The organism is endosymbiont of Lamellibrachia barhami (genome assembly GCF_011947365.2).
Classification (GTDB): domain Bacteria; phylum Pseudomonadota; class Gammaproteobacteria; order Chromatiales; family Chromatiaceae; genus QGON01.
In genome coordinates, this window is sequence record NZ_JAAVSH020000001.1 from 2,775,040 (window position 1) to 2,796,767 (window position 21,728).

The window sequence follows — 21,728 nt, forward strand, 5'->3', positions numbered from 1 at the left end:
ATCCAATGCAGGGGGAGCTGTGGATACCCTGCATTACTGCCACAAAACTTCCGCCAGGCCACTGTTCCTGCGTAACTGCCTATGAACGAGAGAGCGGAAAACTTCCAGCTCGGTTGAGATATGAAATCTGCTGCGTGCACGGGTAATCGCAGTGTACAACAGTTCACGGGTCAATAGCGGGTTATCCCGGGCGGGCAGTTGCAGAAGGACTTCATTGAACTCGGAGCCCTGACTCTTGTGCACCGTCATGGCGAAAACGGTCTGATGTTCGGGTAGCCGGGCAGGCGCTATCCAGCGGAAGCTGCCATCCGCCACAGGAAAAACCACTGAGATCTCTCCTCCAGCTTGTGGATTCGACAGGGCAATACCAACGTCACCGTTATATAGTCCCAATCCGTAACTGTTGCGCGTAACCATGACTGGCCGCCCCTGAAACCACTCGGAATCCCCGGTGATATCTCCCCGGATACGCAGTTCGGCCTCAATCCGCCTGTTGATGGCAATGACACCGTCGTGACCCTGCTGCAACGCACAGAGCACACGATAATCGTTGAGAGCGGCGAAGATCTCTGACGGCGCCAACTCCTTTCCGATCATTTCAAATATTTTGGCATATCGTCCGGCAGCGAGCTTTGCTGTGTCATCGGTCACTGGAATCCGGCGGATTTCCGCTGCTGTACCGCCCTCTTCAAGCAGTTCCCAAGCCTGCTTGAAGTTTCCTGTGTTCACCGCACCGGCCAGACGTCCGATAGGACTTGCCGAATCGAACCGGTAGCTCTTCTTAAGCACCACCACGGAATCCGCCAGCGCCCTGGGATCACTGGAATCCGGGGGTGGACTCTCCCCGGCGACTCGCTGCAGCTGTTCTGCGAAGAGAGGCGTTGGCCCGCGATAACCACTACAGATATCACCCAGTACCGCCCCGGCCTCAACTGAGGCAAGCTGATCCTTATCACCCAGCAGGATCAGACGGGCGAAATCGGGCAGAGCTTCCAGCAACTTCGCCATCATTGCCACATCCACCATCGAAGCCTCGTCGAGTACCAGCACATCCAATGCCAGAGGGTTGCCTCTATTGTGAACAAAATCTGTACTGCCGTGCCGAACCCCAAGTAATCGATGCAGCGTAGAGGCTTGCGCAGGCAGCGAATCCACCAGTGACGGGGGTAGTTGGTGAGATCCCCGCGACTGCTGAATCGCCTCCTGCAATCGTGCGGCCGCCTTGCCGGTTGGGGCTGCCAATGCGATGCGTAGCGCCTCACCACCCGGCTGTTGGCGCAACAATGCAAGTAGGCGCATCACCGTGGTGGTCTTGCCGGTGCCGGGTCCTCCGGAGATCACACTGAGCCGTTGCAACACCGCTGTGGCAGCAGCCTGTTTTTGCCAATCGATTTCATCGCCGGTATTTGGAAACAGCTGTTTCAGGCCTGTTCGCAACACCGATTCATCCACATCGGGGGCTTGGCGACCCGCCCGCTCATCAAGCAGAAAACCAAGGCGGTGTTCATATTTCCAGTAGCGATGCAGATAGAGCCGCCCTGAAGCATTGAGGATCAATGGCTGATGTTCGCCGGGCGTTCCAACCACCCCACTCTGGCGCAATCGGGCAGACCAGTCGTTCAACGATGGTACGGAGGCTATCACCTGACCGTCGAGTCCGGTCAGTGGTCGATCCGCCATCTCATTGAGATCAAAGCAGACGTGACCTTCGTTGGTTGCCCGACTGGTCACTGCAGCCGCAAGCGCCAGCAATTCTGATGGCTGATCCGACTTCTGCAGCAGGAGTTCCGCAAAATAAACATCCAGATCGCTCAACAACCCCTGACCCTGAAGTTGTCCGATCAGTCGTCTCTCATCTCTCATGCCTCAGCCCCCGGCATTGCCAGATCCAACGCCTCGATAAAGGCCCTCGGCGGCCGTTCCCGAAAAACGCCGAAATCAGCCCCGGTTGCAGGTTGCATACCCCGCAGAAAAAGATAGAAGACGCCACCGAAATGCCGGTCGTAATCGTAATCGGCCAGACGCAGTTGCAGAAAGCGGTGCACGGCAAGGGTGTAGAAAAGATATTGCAGCGGATAGTCGTGCGTGATCATGGCGTTTTCCAACTGAGCCTGACCATAGTCAGAGGTTTCAGTGCCCAGCCAGTTCGACTTGTAATCCAGCAGATAGAATCGCCCGTTCGCCTCAAAGATCAGGTCGATGAAGCCTTTCATAAAACCCTGGATCGAACCGAACCGGATACCGGCTGCCGCCTGCTGGATTCGCTGCGAAATTGCAAACTGCTCCTCTCCCAGAATGTTTTTCAGTCTGGCCGAATCAAATCCGGCTAGCGGATAGTGAAACTCCATCTCGTTGATTCGTTGTCTGCTGCTGACATCGCACAACCGCAGCCCGGTTTCATCCAACTCGGTATTCACCACAGACTGCACCATCCTCTCAATGACAGGTGTCCAGTGCGTTTCGATAGCGTAATTTTGCAGCTGCTGCTGAATAACAGTTTCCAGCCCCGGATCGCCTGCAGCAGTAAAATCGAGGTGTTCAAAGATTGCGTGCAGACAGGTTCCAGGCTTGGGTCCTTTGGGAAATCCATGGATATCGTGAGCGGGGGCCAGGGTGACGACCGTCTCAGAGCGAACCGCATCACGATCCGGCAGGTCGGCTCCATGACCCGAGACCAGCGCGGAGAAACTGGTGATCCAGGGCCCCGGTCTGATTTTGCCGCCAAAGACTCTGGCCGAAACAAGCTCCCGGGTGAGCGCCAGGGGAAACTGGGCAACCTCGTTGATCTCCATCAACGGCTGGATAAGAATGTTTCCACCAGACTGCTCCACCAGCTCATCAAGCCGTTGAGCCACTGCTACGTCACTCACTTCTTTGTAGGTTTTTTTCCACTGGCTGATCGGTTCATCGGAGGATGATTCCCCCGGATGCAGCAACCAGGCCAGTGGTGAATTTCCGCTGTTTTTTACCTTGCCCCAAGCCAGATAGCAGCGGTGCTTGGCACGGGTCAAGGCCACGTAGAGCAGCCGCAGGTTCTCAGCCAGATCCTCTTCCGCCTTGTGAATCTTGTCTTTTTCAAAGTTGGCTGACCCCAGTTCCAGGACAGGTTCGAAATCAGCATCAGGATCATGGAACAGGTAGGACTTTTGGCCCTTTCGGAATCCGGGCTGTTCATCCCAGAGGAAGGGACAAAATACCACCGGATACTCCAACCCCTTGCTGGTGTGCAGGGTTACGATGCGCACCAGGTTGCCGTCGCTTTCAAGACGCAGCAGCTTCTCTTCATCGACGGGCGCTTCGCTTTGCCGTTGCTGGCTAAGCCATTTTACCAGACCCTCCATACCTGGCTGCATCGACCTGTCATGCTGATGCAGCAGCTCACCCAACTGATAGAGATTGGTCAGGCGCCGTTCTCCGTCCTCGTATAAAAGCAATCGGTTTTCCACCCCCCGTCGTATCAACAGGCGGCGAAACATTCGCACGAATCCCTGGTCTCTCCAGGTCTGATGGTAGTCGAGAAAACTTTCCACCTGACCACCGGTTGCCGTCTCATCCCAGGTCAGCGCATCGATCTCTTCACCACTCCAGCCCAACATATCGGTGGCCAGAGCAGCCCGTAGCAGAGATTCACGCCGGGGATCGAAACAGGCGTGCAGCAGGCGTTCCAGCTCTTCCGCCTCAAGGCCATGAAAGATATTGTCCTGGGCACTGCGCACACTGTGAATACCCAGTTCCAACAGGGCCCCGGAAACCTGCTCGGCCTGTTTATGTTTGCGCACCAACACTGCGATGTCGTTGCCGCACAGGGGGACTTCATCAATAGTCGCTTTGCCTGTCCGGCCCAGCACAAGCAGTCTGTCAATCTCCCGGGCAGTGGTCGTTGCCACCGTGTGACGCAGCTCATCGACCTTCATCTCCTCCATTGCCAGCTTCCAGATCCGCATGGGCTGGGATGTCTCCCCCCTCACGACCAGCCCTTTCTCTCGCCGGTTGGCGGCCTTAACGGGATGAAACGGTATCTCTTTGTAGAAAAAAGGTGCGGGAGCGTTTTCGAACAGGGCGTTCACCGCCTTTATCAGCATTGGCGTTGAGCGCCAGTTGAAGGTCAGGTGATAACGGTCATCGGCATCGTTGCGAGCCCTCAGATAGGCAAAGATGTCAGCGCCACGAAAGCTGTAGATGGCCTGTTTGGGATCGCCCACCAGAAAGACCGGCAGACCTGACTTACGATAGATGCGCGAAAAGATCTCATACTGCACCGGATCAGTGTCCTGGAATTCATCCACCAGGGCCGCCGGATAGCGTTGCTGCAACGCCCTAACCAGATGTGTCCCACTGCTACCCGACAGCGCCTGATTGAGCTGCAGCAGCAGATCATCATAGGACCATTCACCCGCTTCCGCCTGCCGCCTGGGCAGCTCGTCAAGCAGAAAACTATAGAACTGCAGATAGATGGTTTTGATCCTGTCAGCATAGGCGCTGGTGATTGCAGACTTCAGATCTACGAACTGTTGGCAGCAGTCGAAGAATTCGTGCTCCGGCGCCTGATGTCCCTTTTTGATCGCCCGCCTGATGGAACTGGAAGAAAATTTTTCCAGTTTTTCAAAGGCACCAACCGCTGGACTCTCCTGTGACAGCCAGCTATCCATCTCATCGCACAAGAGTGAGATGATGCTGGATTTGTAGGATGTCTGTTTGAAAACGGCTGCGTTACCCAGCGTTTCACGAATCCAGTCTCCATCCACCTGCCATATTGGTTGCAGCTGCTTGATGATTTGCGCCGCCTGCGTCTCCAATCCAGCGGGGTCGGCAGGAGACTCAGCCCCACGCACCAGCAGATAGGGTTTGCCCAAGCCATCATGAACCGCAGAGAGCAGACCCTCCGGTGTGCCGATCTCCGCCCTTACCCGATCAGTAATACCATCCGGTAAGCCTTCCAGTTCCCGCCGCCAAAAATCATCCGCGATCTGTTGCACACGAGCCGTTTGATCCGGAACCAATTCTGCATCGAAGGATTGGCCACTCCCAAAGGCATTTTCAGTCAATACCCGCTGACAGAAGCCGTGGATGGTATAGATCGCTGCCCGATCAAATCCTGCAATCGCCAGATTAAGGCGTTTGACCATCACAGCATGATCCGGCTGAGTCTGGAGCAGATAAATGAGTAGCGGATCATCCGACTTTCCACAGGAAAAGGCCTCCCTCACTTCCAGCAGACGCCCTCTGATACGTGCCTTCAACTCTGCGGTCGCGGCATTGGTATAGGTCACCACGAGAATGGAATCCGGATCGACCCCATGTTCGATCAACAGACGCAGATAGAGTCCGGTAAGCGTATAAGTCTTGCCGGTTCCGGCGCTGGCCTCCACCAGGTTCAGCCCCTCCAGCGGTACGGTATTGAGATCCATCAGTTTCACTCCACCAGTTCCATGTGATCCATGAGGGGCAAAAAGACGGCGAGACTGATCTCATGGAATGCCTCATCCAGCATCTCTTCGCCAGGCATCAGCAGTCTGTGGTGGGGTTTGCTCCCGTGTGCCGGAGGATCGTTGAACCAGCGCTTTTGGGCTTGGTAGAGGGCCATAGGCCGGTCTTCCGTCGACCGCCATTTCTCAGCATAGGACCAGGAGGTGCCCGCGTAGAAATGCAGTGGCGTCAGCATACCCTGCCGGTAGAGCGCCACCAGTTGCTGCAGATGGGCTTCCGGGTCGTCCGGTGCAATAAACCTCCCCTCCTCATCCGGTGACAGCCAGATTGCCTCCCATGCCACCCCTTCAGGCCTGATAAGATTCAACGCCAGAAATCGAATCCAGAGATCCAGTCTTTGATGGGGATATATCTTGCCTGCGCTGTATTCGAGAAGGCCTGTAGTGCGCAATCCGTTCAGCCGACCGGTCAGCCGCAGGCCGTCCAGCATCAGATCGACATCCAGGGGCGGCATCTCTTCACCAAAAGCCCCCGCATTCAACCGTTCCACCATTATCTGGGCGGATCCGCAGAGCTGTTGAAAGTGACGTCGTCCGGGTTTTCCGTGTGGCAACTCACCCCGGAGATCGAGCAGTTGATAGAAGGATTCCGCTGACTCTCCCGAAAGTAGCCGTTCCACCAGTTCACGCTCAACGGCTTCGGCGGTAAATTTTTCCATCTCGAAGGTTTCACGTGCATCAGGAATATCCCGGGCGGTTTCCAACCTGAGGTTGAGTCGCCGGGCCGCAAATGCCCGCGCAGGACCGGCACTGTAAAAACGCCTCAGAAGATGCAGATCCACTGAATCTGTTACCGGCTCCATTTTGGGTAGCGGCGCGACCACCAGCGGCTGGCGCTGTTTTTTTCCATGCCCAACTAACTGGGCTGCCTCTTGCATCCTCGATGAGTAACTGAAGAGATGTCCTCCCGATTGAAAATAGTTGGGGCTGAAGGGCTGAAGCGGGTGCGTAAAGGTCATACTATCCAAACCGGACTTGCCCACCTGAGACGCCACATAGTCCCGCAGCTCTTCCACCAGCACCGAAGGCGGCAGTGCGCTGATGTCTTTGAGACTGCGGCCGACATAGCTGATATAGAGCCGTTCACGGGCAGAGATCAGGGTCTCCAGAAACAGATAACGATCATCGGCCCGTCGTGAGCGGTCGCCAAAACGAAACTGCTTCGCCATCAGGTCAAAATCCAGGGTTGGGGGTTCCCTGGGAAAAGCGCCGTCGTTCATCCCGATCAGGCAGATCACCTTGAAGGGCAGGCTGCGCATGGGGGTGAGTGCGCAGAAATTGACCCCGCCACCAAGAAAGCCCCGGCTTGAACCGTGACTGAAGAGCAGTTCAAGTTGCTGACGAATCAGGGAGAGAGAGACCTGGCCCTGAAAGCCGGCCTCTTCCGCCTCTTCTCCCAGTCGCACAAGGGTGTCCCGAACAAGTTGCAGCGGCTGCTCCGCGCTCTCATCGGCGGCAAAAAAACGATCCAGAATCCGCTGCAGGCGGTCACACCATATGGCAACCGAGACCATACCAGAGAGCCTATCCTCCAATTCAAACAGGGATCGGCAGAAACCCAACAGTCCACTCAACCAAACAGATTCCGAACCTTCTGCACTCTCCGGGAGTGGAATGCCCTGCCACAAGGCTTCATCGTTTGATGACATAGCGTAACCCAGTACCAGCTGCTCCAGCCCGAAGCGCCAGGTATTCCGCGGGTCGGCAGGCAGATCAAACGCCAATTTACTCTCGGCGTCACGTCCCCAGCGAATTGCCGCCTGTTCAATCCATTCGACGATGCGTTCCAGACCCGCTTCATCAAGGCCGAACCGCTGCTGAATCGCCGGAAACTCCAGTAACCTGAGAATCTCATCGACCCCATAGCGGCCGGCAGGGACCGAAAGCAGATCAAGGAATGCCGTGACATAGCGATTTTCAAGCCCTTGGGTCCGGTCGCTGATGCGGTAAGGGATGGCAGGGCAATCCCCCGGCTCGGAGAAACGGGCTTCGATAAGCGGCGCATAGGTATCGATATCGGGCGTCATCACCAGAATATCGGCGGGAGTCAGGTCGGGCATCTCCTCGAACATTGCCAACAACTGATCATAGAGGACTTCAATCTCCCGCATGGGACTGTGGCAGCGGTGAAATGCAACGGAATGATCTCGTTCATCTTCAATGGTTTCAGGCTGTTCGAGATGCAGAATCTCACGCTGTAACCCGACCAGGCAGCCATCCCCTTCGGCAGCTTCGAACCACTCTTCAGAGCCTGGATCGAACTCATTTATCGTGGAGAAAAAATCTCTGCCCTGTCGTCCCAGAGAGGCAAGCAGCGGATTGCCAACCTCCAGGTAGAGGTCTTCGGTACCGGATGACGCCAGCTCCCGCCTTACTTTCTCCCTCTCGGGCATGATTTCAAGCCAATGGGCCTCGCAGGGATTCAGCAGGAAAAGATGGATATCTATCCAACGGGAGAGCTGCCGGATAATCTCAAGATAGCCCGGAGAGAGCGTAGGCACCCCAAAGAGAAAGAGCCGCGCAGGTAAACCGCGGGAAGGATTTGCAGCATCGCCCGACATGGCCTGGAACAGGGATTCCTGCAGATGCACCCAATGAACAGCCTCGTCCGCGGCCAACCGGCGCCATATTTCCGCTTGCCACTCATCCCCCGCAACAGCAGACTCACCCTTATCCCATTTGCAGATCCAGTCGGGACGATAGACCAGATAGCGGTCGAACAGACCTGCCAGTCGGTCCGCCAGTTGGAAGCGACGCTTCTCACTCTCCTTCCTTAGGTAATGGCTAACTGGCGCAAATACCGGCTCTTGGCCAATCTCATCGAGCAGTTGGAATATTCGCCATCTGAGCAGGGAGGGTTCAAACCGGTTGAATTCACTGACATCAGGAAGAAAGGCACGAAACACCTCCCAGACGAAAGAGGCAGGCATGGGAAATCGGATATTGGCACAGATTCCCAGTTTTTGCGCAATTTCAAGGGAGAGCCACCCCCCCATGCCGGGGTGCTGTACAACCAGCACCTCCTCCTCCAGAGGGGAGGCCATCGGTTCAGCCAGCAGCGTACTCAGCCGCAGGGACAGAATCTCGAGTCGATTGGATTGATAGAGTCTCAACATGAGACCCTATTCTACCCTCTCTGGGACTCAAATCATGAGCCTGTGGCAGTTACTGGGATATTAAATTTCGTAGGCCCGATCAAGCGTAGCGGATAGAGGGTAGAGAGTCATGAGTAATAAATCAGTGCCTTTGCTCCGCAGGCATATGCGGCGCCAGCACAACATCCAGTACCTCGGCCACCTGGGCCGGAACTTCCTTCATCACCGATGCGACCTTATCGCTGTCCAGGCCAGTGGCCTGCCAGACCTCGGGCCGTATCTGATCAAGAATTTCATCCAGTGACTCGCCGGTCATTTCACCTTGTGCGAGCAAGCCCGCGAGGTTTACCAGGGAAGCTTCAAGCCGGCAGTCACCCGCGTTCAACGGTTCATGGTGAGTTCCAGCGACGGTAATCAGACTTTCCGGCAGTTTCCAGGTTTTCAGCAATGCTGCACCGGCATCCATGTGGGTAAAACCGAAAACATCCGCCTCAGTGTCAGTAAGAATGGCATCGTCCCCCCCGGTAATCAGCAATACATCCCGCGACTGCTCCGGCAGGCGCAAGTAGATAACCAGCCTGCCGATATCATGCAGCACACCCATTACGAACAGGCGTTCACCATGCAAAACATTGCACTTGGCTGAAAGCGCCTTGGCAATAATCCCGGTCGTCACTGAGTATCGCCAGAACTCTGTCATATCGACCAAATCAGCTGGGATGCCGGTAAAAATCTCAGCCGCTGAGGTAACCAGAACCAGGTTGCGCAGACCTTTTGTGCCAATGATCGTGACGGCTCTGGAGATGGTCTCCACCGGAGCCCGCATACCGTAGAAGGCACTGTTGACCATGCTCAGGAGGCGTGCGGAAAGGTCGGTATCCTGAGAGATTACCTCCCCGATATCTTTTGCTGAATAGAGCGGAGAATCAGCCATCATATTGACCTTGATACAGACATCCGGCAGCGAAACCAGATGCTCTATCCCATCGACCAGTTCCTCGGCATTCATTTAAATCACCTGCAGTTAACCCTAATTCACAATTTTATCGGCCAGCCTGCCGGTTTCTTGAAAATCAGGGTTGGCCAGCCCAAGAGGCGAATTCAGCTGAATTCAGTTAAATTATCAGAATGATATTCCCCCGATTTCCCCACTGCTTTTCGTTCCTTCTGTTAGCCAGCCAATTGGCCCTCTGCGAACTAATCGCTACTTATGAGAAAACCTGTCTAACTTTCTGTTCATAAATCAGTTTCGTCTGTGCTAACCTTACTGGGAAAGACTGCCAATGGTACTCCGGTGTTCCCGCATGAATATAGAGACGATTGGGGAGAGTGTGCGGGTTAAGCCTTAATTTAATGACCTGATGCCGGCTGCTACCGGCACAAGTCAGATTTAGTCAATCGCGTTGAAGGATCAAGTGATGGTGCCATCACCGGAATCACGAAAAAGTAAATATCAGACCCAGTTTCAACCACTCATGAGCCGCTGCAAGGACATGGTGCTGGTCTATGTTAGCGCTCTGCTGACAGAGTTGTTTGCCAACACAGACAAGGCGTTGATGAGTTTCGCTCAAAAAGCGGAGAACGATCTGATGCAGAATCGCTTTTTTGAAGCGATCAGCCTGATTCGGAACCGCCACGGCTTGGTGGAACATGAGTTCAGAGAGCAACTCAGCGCAGGTTTTGATAATTTCTGGGCCAGGAAGCGGGATAGTGATCCCTTCTCCGATCTGAGCAGCGATATCGAACTCGAGCTGGTCGATGACGACTCCATGGACCAAACCACGGCCATCGAAAACATGGTCAGTAAAGCGACCATCGGCCATCGGTCTCAACTCTACGCACTTAGCCAGCGTCTTGCCGTTATCAACGGTGGCGAGGCGATAGAAAAAAACAGAACCCCTGCCAGTCCTCAGCATCTTGTCAACGCTTTCGCCAGTGCTATCGACAGTCTGGGTCTCGAATCCAACATCAAGCTTATTGTTCTCGCGCTTTTCAACAAGTACGTTTTGCAGCAGCTAGGCTCTCTGTATGAGGATTTCAACAACAACCTCAAGGATGCCGGTGTACTGCCCCACCTTAGACATACTATTCGAAATCCACAGGCAGCTGGTCAACGCGGCGGTAAGGATGGAAGTACCCAGCAAACCGAGGATCAAAACGCCGTAACCTCAGAACAGGATCTCGGGGAAGAACTCTTTGACTCAATCATTGGCCTCCTCGCATCCCGGCGTGGCAGCCCACCCCATAGACACTCAACAGCTCGGCAGGGAAGTGGCAGTGGCTCAACGGGTAGAGTGAGTGGCGCCAGCGGGCACTCCGGCGGCGGGCAGCTGCCCACTACCACGAACCTTGTCTCCGTACTTAATGATATTCAGCCAGCCACAAGATCAGATTATCTGCCCGATGCTTCGACGGACGCCCCGTTCATTCCGAACATTGAACTCGATGAACAGTTCCTTACCCGTATCAAACAGACACTGCTCGAGGAGCGAAACAAACTCTACAGTCAGATCGACACCGATCAGTTGGATACAGTGGATGAAGACACCATTGATCTTGTCGGTATGCTGTTTGAATATATGTTGAATGATCCTGTCCTTCCCGCAGTCGCCAAGGCACTGATCAGTCACCTGCACACCCCCTATCTGAAAGTCGCCATTATCGACCGTCATCTGCTCACCGACAGCAATCACGATGCACGTCAGCTACTCGACTGCATGGTTGAAGCGGGCAGCCACTGGATCGATGAGCACAATCTCAAGCGTGGTATATATCCAGACATGCAGTCGGTAGTCGATCACGTGCTCAAAGAGTTTTCTGACAACATCAAACTCTTTTCCGATCTACTGACCAACTTCAAGGCGAGAATGGATGATTTTCGCCGGAAAACCGAAGTTCTGGAAAAACGGGCCCAGGACTCAGCCAAGGGACGGGAAAAACTCAACGATGCAAGGCAGAGGGCAGGCCAGGAGATGAAAGCCCGAACCTTCGGTGCCTTCCTGCCTCAGGTAGCGAGGGACTTTCTGGTTCAAACCTGGACGGACAAACTGATTTTCATCCTGCTGCGCCACCCCGATGGTGAGATGAGTGAAGACTGGAAGGACGCACTACATGTTGCAGATGAGCTGGCTTGGGTCTTTGAAGAGAAAAAGACCCAAGATGAGCGGAGGGAACTTGAGAAGACGCTACCCTACCTGCGTAATACGATTGAAGAAGGACTTGAGTCTCTAGGCGGCTACCATCAAGAGAAGAGTCGAGCACTTTTCGAACTCCTGGCCAATGCAGAAAGCGCTATGTCAGCCGGTTCATCTGCGGTCAGTGAACCCAAGAGTGTCAGCACACCAAAAGCGCCTGAAGCAAAACCTTTTCAAACCACTCAACCAGAGCCTCCTATACCTGTTCCGGAATCCTCTGAGTCCAAAGAACAGATCTCTGACGATCTCCTGAAGATGATGGACAAGTTACGCAAGACCGAGTTCGGCACCTGGTTTGATCTCAGCAGTGGTCCCAATGATGTCAAGCGGGTGAAACTCTCATGGCTCAGCCCGTTGACATCCTCATGCATGTTCGTGGACAGGGCTGGAGTGCAAACCGCCATAAAACCCCTGCGCAAACTGGCACAAGAGATCATGGACGGGAAATCGAAGATTCTCGAAGAGAGCAGTGACCCATTTGTCGAACGCACTCTACACGCCATTCGCAGAATGCTGCAACGCTCTCTCAAGGCTACAGAAGAGATTGCCGAGAATATTACTAACGATAACGAGACGGGAGAAGACGCTTGGTCAAAGATTCCCGGCAGTAACTATAGGGATCCAGTCGATGGTTGAGTACCGTATCCTACCGCGCAAGATAGCCAATGAGGTCCTTGAAGTATCGGACCAGATAACAGCAGCCTACATGGGGCAGGTGGTAAATATCACCGTTGAAGGTTTCATGCTGCTCAGCGCCAACCCCATCAAGACGGGGTCCATTTACCAGTTGGATATGCGGCTCCCGTATCTGGTGAAGGGTCATAGCAAGATTTTGTTTGGTGCTGAAGCACTCTGGTGCAGCGAAGCCGCGCAACCCGATACCTTTTGGACCGGCTTTCGCATCATCGACATCTCGGATGAAGTGACCACTGTCATCGATACCATGATTGTGGACTGGGCAAGCATCTCCTGATCAAGCTGGATATCATCCTCCCGTTCCGTGATGCGGCGACCACACTTGATCCCTGTCTGAAGTCCATCAGGCAGCAGTCCTTCCAGGACTTTCATCTGCTCGCCATCAACGATCGCAGTCGTGATGACTCCTGCAGCGTGGTTCAGCAACACGCCAATTGCGATAAGCGGATACGCCTGCTGCACAATTCCCATCCAGGTCTGGTCAATGCCTTGAACTACGGCCTGATGCAGGCCACATCTCCACTGATTGCGCGCATGGATGCTGACGATCTGATGGATCCGGAACGTCTGCAATTGCAAGTGGATTATCTCCGGCAAAATAGCGCCATTACCCTGGTGGGATGCCAAGTCAGACTGTTCCCGGAGACTTTGATCCAGGCAGGTTACCGTGAATATATACGTTGGCAAAATCAGTGCCTGGATCCTGATGAGATTGCTGCGGATATCTACATCGAATCCCCCTTTGCCCATCCCAGCGTAATGTTCCGACGCAAAACCATCATTGAGACAGGTGGCTATCGCGAAGGGATGTTTCCTGAGGATTACGATCTCTGGTTCAGGTTGCACTTTGCCGGTTACCGGATGGCCAAGCTACCGCAGATCCTGCTCGACTGGCGGGAGAGTGAAAACCGTACCTCCCGGCAGGATCCACGTTGCAGCAGGGAGGCGTTCGATCGGTTGCGTGCACACTACCTCGCCCGGGATCCACAACTGCTGGCCCGACGCGACGAGCTGGTGATTTGGGGTGCCGGGCGCAAAACCCGTAAGCGCTGTCAGCGACTGTTGGAGCAGGGTTTCCAGGTAAAGGCATGGATCGATATTGATCCACGTAAGATTGGAAACCGTTTGCAGGGTGTCCCGGTCGTCTCGCCTGAGTGGCTTCTGCAGGAGAACAAACCCTTTGTTCTCGTCTATGTCACCAACCACGGTGCGCGGGATCTCATCCGGCAGGAACTTGAGGATATGGGGTACCGGCGGGGAGTGGATTATCTCATGGTTGGATAAAACAGTTTCTGATTATTCGAGTTTCGGAGTTCAAGCCATTCTGAAAATGAGCATCCGGTAGGGTGCAACCTCTTCGCAGCAAGTTGCAGAGCCGGTTCGCTACGCTTGAATCAGCCTTCAGTTGGCCGATCCCTGCAGGTGGCTGCGATAGTACCCCATCACCTTTTTCACATACTGCTGTGTTTCGGGATAGGGGGGGATTTGATTATCAAACTTCTTTACCGCACCCTCACCGGCATTATATGCCGCCAAGGCCAGCTTCAAATCAAAACCGAACTGCTGCAGAAGATCTTTCAGATAGCGCGCACCACCCTCCAGATTCTGCCGGGGATTGAAGGCATCGTTGACGCCGTAACGTCTGGCGGTTTTCGGCATCAGCTGCATCAGTCCCTGAGCACCCATCTTTGAAACCGCACGGGGATTGTAGGCCGATTCTGCCCGCACCACCGAATGGAGTAACCCCGGATGCAGACGCATGTTTTTGGCAGTTGCGTCAATCAACGGTGACAGTTTTGATTTGTTCTGTTTGAATTCTGCAACAGAGTAACCGCCGGAGGCGCTGGCTGCAGGAGCTGATTTCCACAAGAGGCGATAACTGCCCGCCATGGGATGATCGGTGAAATGGATGTGCCCGTCCGGCGCTCGATATTTGAAGATCTGCGCCATCAGAGAAGACGAGAAAACCAGCAGGCAGAAGATCAATAGTGATCTGCCTGCCGTCATGGAGCATTTCATCCTGCTTCTGACCCGTTTCATCTCAATATAATCTGTTCATTCATTGCGAAAACCCGATGTCTGTCTGACAACAGCAAAAGCCCTTGAATGATCAGATTTTCGGCACATAACCACTATTCTTGAGGAAAACCGATAATAATTCCAGGGAGAGAAGTCACAAAATGGGTAGATTCACCGTCCACAACACTTCTTGTACTTCTTACCACTACCGCAGGGACATGGGTCATTGCGGCCAACTTTTGGTGACTCCCTCACCTCAGTCTTGGGCAGTACGAGTTCACCATCGACAAAATACCAGAGACCGTCGGATTTGCTGAAATGACTCAATTCATGATGTTTGCGCAGCAGATCCCGCTCTTTGTAGGAGGCGATGAACTCAACTGTACCCTCTTCGTCATCTGTCCCACCACCTTTCACCTCGACAATTTCCAGGTCGAGCCACTGTGAATTCAGTGCCCAGCGCCGGGTTGCTGCTACATCGTGATCCTTTCGATGATCGGGATGGAGTGACTCATGCAGGAATTCCGGTTGCTGAGTGGCAAACGCACTGTAGCGGGCACGCATCAGCGCCTCTGCAGTCCCCGCAGTCTGGCTGGCCTCCAGAATCGGTTGACAGCAGGTTTCAAAATCCCGGCCGGAGCCGCAATAGCACTGAGTCATGAGCAGTTGTTCCTGTGAATTAAATATGCGCGGGAAAGATAGCACGGCGCCCCCATGCAACCCAATAGTTGTCTGAACCAAATGATGCCGGATCCGCTACGCTTGATTCGGCCTAAAGTCCCAACTCTTTCCAGCGCTTTTCGATTCGTTTCAGGGATATGGGATAGGCGGTTCCCAGCTCTTGGGCGAACAGGGAGACCCGCAACTCCTCAAAGTGCCAGCGCATCTCATCGATCCTCTCATCGCTGCGCCCGTTTTTCCTGCACTGTTCATCCCACTGCTGCCACTGCTGATAGGTCTTTGCCATCTCCCGGATCTGCTGTTGATCACGGGCTGCAGCGCTTTGCAGCTTTTCCAGACGCTTTTCCAGCGCCTGTAGATAGCGGGGGAAACGGCCAAGTTGCTCCAACGGTGTCACTCCCAGAAATCCTTTGAAAACCAGACGGTCGAGTTGTTGTTGCATGTCGGCAGCGGATGCCATCCAGTTGATCTGCGTCGTGCCGGAGAGTTTTTTTCTGACCTTCTGGTACCATTCGATGATTTTTCCAACCTCCTGACAGGCGTCGTTGGCCACCGTCATCATCGCATTGCGACAGCGCTCTATTCGGTCGAGAAAAATCTCCTTGTCCCGTATCTCAGGCAACCCGTCCAGAAAGGTACGGTCGAGGATATAGGTAACCAACTCATCCTCCAGATTCTGCTGCTTCTCGACGGGTAGCCCCTCCGGCGCCTTGGGCACTTTGGCATATTGCAGGCGCATGCGCGCCAGGTTGGGCAGGTTTTTGCGCAGATAGCGGATCTCCTTTGCCAGCTTGAGTTTAATCAACCGCCGCACACCCGCCTTGTGGCTCTGGTGGGCAGAGGCTTCCGAATCAAGCAGACGGATGGCAACGCTGTCGCCCTCGTCCACCAGCGCAGGAAACCCTTTCAGGGTGATGCCGCCGCGTTTTACAGAGAGGCTGGGCTGCAGGGGGCCAAAATCCCAATCAGTCAGCCCCTCCTGTTCGAGATCGGGTGAGGCAAGTTGCTGGAACCCTCTATGGCTTGTCCGATGTGCTTTGTGCAAAAGATCAAGATTCCGGCCTGATCCAATCTGTTTTCCTGTTTCGTCGACGACCTTGATCTGCATACGCAGATGCTCCGGCAGTTCGTCATCGGACCAGGCATCCTCCGGCACATGGACGCCGGTAATCTGCTTCAGACGCTCACCGAGCACCTGGATCAAAGGCCTGTCGGAGGGCTCAATCCCCTGCAGACAGGCATCGGCAAAGTCGGGGACCGGCACGAAGGACTTGCGCAGGGATTTTGGCAGCCCCCGAATCAGCGCAATGACCCGCTCCCGCAGCAATCCCGGCACCAGCCACTGACATCTGGCCTCGGTAACCTGACCCAGGACATCTTGCGGCACCACCAGTGAAATCCCGTCCTGCTGCTGCCCGGGATCAAAAGAATATTCCAGGGGAAGCGCCATGCCATTGATATCCAGATGGTTGGGAAACTGACCATCCGGGACGATAGAGGCATCCTCCCTGATCAGGTCGGCCTCACTGAGATAGAGCCGTTTTGATTCCTGTTTCGATTGCTTTTTCAGCCACTTCTCGAATGCCGGCGTAGTACAGATCCCCTCGGGGATGCGTTGGTCGTAGAAACCGTAGATGCGTTCCTCATCCACCAGGATGTCACGTCGACGGGATTTTGCCTCCAGATCATGGACTGCAGCGATTTTCTCCTGGTTGTGCCGCCAGAAAGGGGCACGTGTCTGGAAATCCCCCTCCACCAGTGCGGAGCGGATAAATATCTCCCGCGCCAGTTTTGGGTCGATGGGACCGAAGTTGATCCTGCGCCGGGGCACCAGCGTGAGTCCGTAGAGCGTAACCTTCTCGTATCCCGCCACCTGCCCCCGCCGCTTCTCCCAATGGGGCTCAGAATAGTTGTGCTTGAGCAGATGTCCGGCACAGGCCTCGATCCACTCCGGCTGAATGGCTGCGTTGGTACGGGCATAGAGTTTAGTGGTCTCCACCAGTTCTGCCGCCATCACCCATTTGGGCGGCTTCTTGAACAGACCGGAGCCGGGAAAGATAAAGAAGCGGCTATTGCGCGCACCCAGATAGTCCCGCTCCTTTGACTTGAATCCAATATGGCTCAGCAGGCCGCTGAGCATGGCGCGATGCACCTGCTCATAACCCACCTCTTCACTGTTCTCTTTGAACCCCATGCCGTGCATCTGCAGACGCAGTTGTGTGTGGATATCGTGCCACTCCTGCACCCGTGTCCAGGAGAGAAATCGTGTGCGGCAATATTTTTTGAACTTGTTGCGCGACAGGTGCTTACGTTGGATCTCCAGATCCAGCCAGAGTTGAAAATAACCGAGAAAATCGGACTCGGGGTGGCGGAACAGGGCATGCGCCTCGTCCGCCTGTTGCTGCTTGTCCAGCGGACGGTCCCGCGGGTCCTGTACGCTGAGGGCGGCTGCGATTACCATCACCTCCCGCAGGCAGTGGCTGTGGGCCGCCGCCAACAGCATACGTCCGATACGCGGGTCGACAGGCAACCGGGCAAGTTGCCGGCCAAGCTTTGTCACCCGCTGATCGCCACCGATCGCACCGATCTCCTCCAACACCCTGTAACCGTCCTTGATGAGGCGGCTGTCGGGTGGATCAACAAAGGGGAAATCGTCGATCTCCCCAAAACCTAACAACTTCATCTGCAGGATGATCGCTGCGAGATTGGTTCGTTGGATCTCCGGTTCGGTAAAAGGCGTGCGGGACTCGAAATCCTCTTCCGAATAGAGCCTGATACAGACACCTTTGGCGACACGACCACAACGCCCCATACGCTGGTTTGCGGAGGCCTGTGAGATGTGTTCAACCGGAAGACGCTGCACCTTGCTCTTGTGGCTGTATCGGCTGATACGTGCAAAACCGGCATCGATGACGTAGCGGATGCCGGGCACGGTAAGTGAGGTCTCCGCTACATTAGTGGCCAGCACGATGCGCCGCCCTCTATGGGGTTTGAAAATCTGTCCCTGCTCTGCCGGACTCAGCCGGGCATAGAATGGCAGCACCTCGGTCAGATCAAGTTTATGCTTGCGCAGGTTCTCGGCGGTCTCACGAATCTCCCGCTCGCCACTGAGGAAGATAAGGATGTCTCCCCGATCGATACGGGAGAGTTCATCCACCGCATCCATGATAGCGGCCTGCATCGGATCATCCCGTTCGCTGCTCCCCTCCTCTTCCGGAGTCTTGTAGCGAACCTCCACCGGAAAGGTCCGCCCAGAGACCTCGATCACCGGCGCATCGTTGAAATGTTTGGAAAAATGGTCGGGATCGATGGTCGCCGATGTGATGATCAGCTTCAGATCCGGGCGCTTGGGCAACAGATTCTGCAAATAACCGAGCAGGAAGTCGATATTGAGACTGCGCTCATGCGCCTCATCGATGATCAGGGTGTCGTATTGATTCAGGAAGGGGTCCTGCTGTATCTCCGCCAGCAGGATGCCGTCGGTCATCAATTTGACATGGGTGTTAGGCCCCACCCGGTCGCTGAAACGAACCTTGTAACCAACAGAGGTGCCGGTCTCCACCCCCAGTTCCGAAGCGATGCGGGATGAGAGGGTCCGGGCCGCGATCCGGCGCGGCTGAGTATGACCGATATACGCCCCCACTCCGCGGCCCAGACTAAGACAGATCTTCGGCAGCTGGGTCGATTTGCCGGAGCCGGTCTCACCACAGAGCACGATAACCTGATTCTCGGTGATCAGCGTTTGTATATCTTCGAGGCGCGCGGTAATGGGCAGTTCCGGAGGGAAGGCCGCTTCGGGCAGGCTCTCCCGCCGTTGCTGCAGCCGCGCCTGCGAGGCCAGAATATCCCGGTTCAGCTTGAACAACCCCTGATCATAGGGTTCTCCTGACTTGCGCCGTCGTTGCAATCCCCGCAGACGCCGGACAAAAAGGTGCCGGTCGACCTGCATACAGGTTTCGATATCCGATTGTGACGGAAATGGCTGAGAGGTGCTGTTGTCGACCAAGGTGGCAGTTGCTCATCTGACTGAAGACTGGGATGCGCTATTTTGTCACTCCCAAGCCAAACGGGGAATCCTATATTCGCCAATTTTAGTCAGTATGCTGTCCGCGATGTTTTGGATACTATATCGCCACATTTATTACCCTGGAGGCACACAATGGAAACCGACTTCTGGATTGAACGCTGGCGGCAGAATCAGATCGGCTTCCACCAACATGAGATCAACACCCACCTCCAGACATTCTGGGGCAGTTTGAAGTTGAAAGGCCAAAGCCGGATCTTTGTTCCCCTATGCGGGAAAAGCCGAGATCTGCTCTGGCTCCGCGCCCAGGGACATGAAGTGCTAGGTATCGAGATCAGTCCCATTGCCGTACGGGATTTCTTCCAGGAGAACAATCTGACGCCCCAAATTACCCAAGCCGGTGCTTTTACTGAGTACTCGACCGACGGACTTACCCTGTTGCTCGGTGACTTTTTCGATCTGAGACAAGACGACCTGAAAGGCATAGGAGGCATTTACGACCGGGCATCGCTAGTCGCCCTGCCGCCAGAAATGCGGGCGCGATATGCCAGACATCTCATTGAGATCAAACCTCCTGCCGCAACAACGTTGCTGGTTACCATGGAGTACGATCAGGCCGAGATGCAGGGACCCCCTTTTGCGGTCCATGAAGATGAGGTGCGATCGCTCTATCAGGCAGACTATCGGATAGAAACCCTCTTCAGTCAGCAGATTCTGGATGAAAATCCGCAGTTCCGTAATAAGGGACTGAGCCAGCTCACCGAGAAGGTATTTCAACTACATCGATAACCATTAAGTCACCTTCACTTCGATCTTCTCCCCCGTTTCAGGATCAGACAGATGGACTGCACAGGCAATGCAGGGGTCGAAACTGTGAATGGTGCGGAGGATCTCCACCGGCTGCTTGGGATCGACCACCTGGTGGTTGTCCTGCAGTGCAGCTTCATAGGCGCCAGGCTGTCCCTGGGCATCCCTGGGACCGGCATTCCAGGTACTGGGCACGACCGCCTGGTAGTTGGAAATCTTACCGTTTTCAATCACCACCCAGTGACCGAGTGCGCCGCGCGGCGCCTCCATGAAACCCACTCCCTGACAGCGGCTCGGCCAGGTTGAGGGTTCCCAGAGTGCCTCGTTGAAGGTCTTGGTATCTCCCGCCTTGATATTGGCGATCAGTTGGTCCTGCCAACCCTGCATGGCATCGGCGATGATCTTGGTCTCCAGGGTTCGGGCGGCTGTTCTGCCAAGGGTGGAGAAGAGCGCCCTGACTGGCAGATCCAGGGTCTTGAGGGTCATATTGACCAGTTCCCTGGTCTGCTCGTGGCCTTTGGCATAGAGCATCAACACGCGAGCCAGAGGCCCGACCTCCATCGGTTTTCCTTTCCAGCGCGGAGATTTAATCCAGGAGTAGGACTCATCCACATTCAAGTGTTTATAGGGCGGTTTCGGACCTGTGTAGTTAAGGTTGGTCTCGCCATCATAGGGATGTTTAGGCGCATCTTTGCCGTCACCCTGGTCATACCAGGAGTGTGAGACGAACTCCTGAATCTCGTCAGGATTGTTCATATCCAGAGGATGAACAGTGGAGAGATCACGATTCAGGATCACACCGGCGGGCAGGAAGTAACTGGATGGATCATCCATGGTGGTGGCCGGCAGGTCGCCATAACAGAGGAAGTTCCCCACACCCTCGCCTCTTTCGCCCCAGTCCTTGTAAAAACCGGCGATCGCCAGTGTGTCCGGCACATAGACCTGATCCACGAACGTCTGCATCTGGGTAATGACATTCTGCACCTGTGCCAATTTCTTTGCGTTGATCGCGGAATCGGAATTGAGATCGATCGGGGAAGCCGTCCCGCCGACCAGGAAGTTCGGGTGTGGATTCTTGCCGCCGAAGATGGTGTGCAGCTTCACTACATCACGCTGCCAGCTCAACGCCTCCAGATAGTGGGAGACTGCCATCAGGTTGGCTTCAGGCGGCAGTTTGTAGGCGGAGTGACCCCAGTAGGCCTTGGCAAAAATGCCGAGCTGTCCGGATTCGACAAAGCCCTTCAGCTTCTGCCTCATGTCGGAAAAGTAGCCGGGCGAGGATTTGGGCCACTTGCTTATCGATTGGGCAAGTTGGGAAGTCGCTCCAGGGTCGGCGGAGAGCGCAGATACCACATCCACCCAGTCCAGCGCGTGCAGGTGATAGAAGTGCATCACATGATCATGGATATACTGCGCGCCAATCATCAGATTGCGGATCAGTTGCGCATTGGGCGGGATCGGATAGTTCAGCGCATTCTCCACTGCCCGTACCGATGCGATGCCGTGAACCAGGGTGCAGACACCGCAGATACGCTGTGCGTACGCCCAGGCATCACGCGGGTCCCGGCCCTGCAGGATAAGTTCGATGCCGCGCACCATAGTGCCGGAGGAGTATGCACTGACGATCTTATCGCCAGCCATCTCCGCTTCGATCCTGAGGTGCCCTTCGATCCGTGTAATCGGATCAACGACGATACGTTCGCTCATTTTCTCTCGTCTCCTGAAG

12 protein-coding genes are annotated in these 21,728 nt (G+C 54.9%); 4 read left to right on the forward strand and 8 right to left on the reverse strand.

All coding sequences use genetic code 11. From position 1 onward, the window contains the following. Positions 1-33: 33 nt before the first annotated feature. From recD to G9Q73_RS12575, 4 genes are all read right to left on the reverse strand, one after another. Positions 34-1,863 carry an exodeoxyribonuclease V subunit alpha gene (gene recD / locus G9Q73_RS12560; protein ID WP_177420091.1) on the reverse strand — a complete coding sequence of 610 codons (1,830 nt, stop codon included), beginning with the start codon at positions 1,861-1,863 and terminating at the stop codon, positions 34-36. Further along, on the reverse strand, positions 1,860-5,408 hold the full coding sequence (gene recB, locus G9Q73_RS12565; RefSeq protein ID WP_177420092.1) for an exodeoxyribonuclease V subunit beta: 3,549 nt from the start codon (positions 5,406-5,408) through the stop codon (positions 1,860-1,862). Before recB ends, recD begins: the two co-directional genes overlap by 4 nt. A 5-nt stretch (positions 5,409-5,413) precedes the next feature. After that, positions 5,414-8,602 carry an exodeoxyribonuclease V subunit gamma gene (gene recC / locus G9Q73_RS12570; RefSeq protein ID WP_177420093.1) on the reverse strand — a complete coding sequence of 1,063 codons (3,189 nt, stop codon included), beginning with the start codon at positions 8,600-8,602 and terminating at the stop codon, positions 5,414-5,416. Between the two features lie 121 nt (positions 8,603-8,723). Next, on the reverse strand, positions 8,724-9,590 hold the full coding sequence (locus G9Q73_RS12575; RefSeq protein ID WP_177420094.1) for an HDOD domain-containing protein: 867 nt from the start codon (positions 9,588-9,590) through the stop codon (positions 8,724-8,726). A gap of 409 nt (positions 9,591-9,999) precedes the next feature. Between G9Q73_RS12575 and G9Q73_RS12580 the strand changes: the two genes are divergently transcribed. The 3 genes from G9Q73_RS12580 to G9Q73_RS12590 are packed head-to-tail and all read left to right on the forward strand — an operon-like array spanning position 10,000 to position 13,755. After that, positions 10,000-12,411: a DUF1631 domain-containing protein gene (locus G9Q73_RS12580; RefSeq protein ID WP_218649957.1), complete on the forward strand. Its 2,412-nt coding sequence runs from the start codon at positions 10,000-10,002 to the stop codon at positions 12,409-12,411. Next, positions 12,404-12,748 (forward strand): PilZ domain-containing protein, encoded by a 345-nt coding sequence (locus G9Q73_RS12585; protein ID WP_177420095.1) that lies wholly within the window; start codon positions 12,404-12,406, stop codon positions 12,746-12,748. Before G9Q73_RS12580 ends, G9Q73_RS12585 begins: the two co-directional genes overlap by 8 nt. A gap of 14 nt (positions 12,749-12,762) precedes the next feature. Continuing rightward, positions 12,763-13,755 (forward strand): glycosyltransferase, encoded by a 993-nt coding sequence (locus G9Q73_RS12590; protein ID WP_369408957.1) that lies wholly within the window; start codon positions 12,763-12,765, stop codon positions 13,753-13,755. 117 nt (positions 13,756-13,872) lie between these two features. Here G9Q73_RS12590 and G9Q73_RS12595 read toward each other — a convergent pair whose 3' ends face one another. The 3 genes from G9Q73_RS12595 to hrpA form a co-directional block, all read right to left on the reverse strand. After that, positions 13,873-14,478 carry a lytic transglycosylase domain-containing protein gene (locus tag G9Q73_RS12595; protein WP_177420096.1) on the reverse strand — a complete coding sequence of 202 codons (606 nt, stop codon included), beginning with the start codon at positions 14,476-14,478 and terminating at the stop codon, positions 13,873-13,875. Between the two features lie 183 nt (positions 14,479-14,661). Beyond that, positions 14,662-15,150, reverse strand: coding sequence for a YchJ family protein (locus tag G9Q73_RS12600; protein WP_177420097.1), 489 nt, complete (start codon positions 15,148-15,150; stop codon positions 14,662-14,664). 112 nt (positions 15,151-15,262) lie between these two features. Beyond that, positions 15,263-19,120: an ATP-dependent RNA helicase HrpA gene (gene hrpA / locus G9Q73_RS12605; protein ID WP_177421437.1), complete on the reverse strand. Its 3,858-nt coding sequence runs from the start codon at positions 19,118-19,120 to the stop codon at positions 15,263-15,265. 210 nt (positions 19,121-19,330) lie between these two features. Here hrpA and G9Q73_RS12610 point away from each other — a divergent pair, with 210 nt between their 5' ends. Continuing rightward, on the forward strand, positions 19,331-19,984 hold the full coding sequence (locus G9Q73_RS12610) for a thiopurine S-methyltransferase (protein WP_177420098.1): 654 nt from the start codon (positions 19,331-19,333) through the stop codon (positions 19,982-19,984). 3 nt (positions 19,985-19,987) lie between these two features. On the opposite strand, the gene G9Q73_RS12615 is transcribed toward G9Q73_RS12610, so the two are convergent. Further along, a complete protein-coding gene (locus tag G9Q73_RS12615; protein ID WP_177420099.1) occupies positions 19,988-21,709 on the reverse strand; it encodes a nickel-dependent hydrogenase large subunit in 1,722 nt (573 codons plus the stop codon). Positions 21,710-21,728 lie beyond the last annotated feature (19 nt).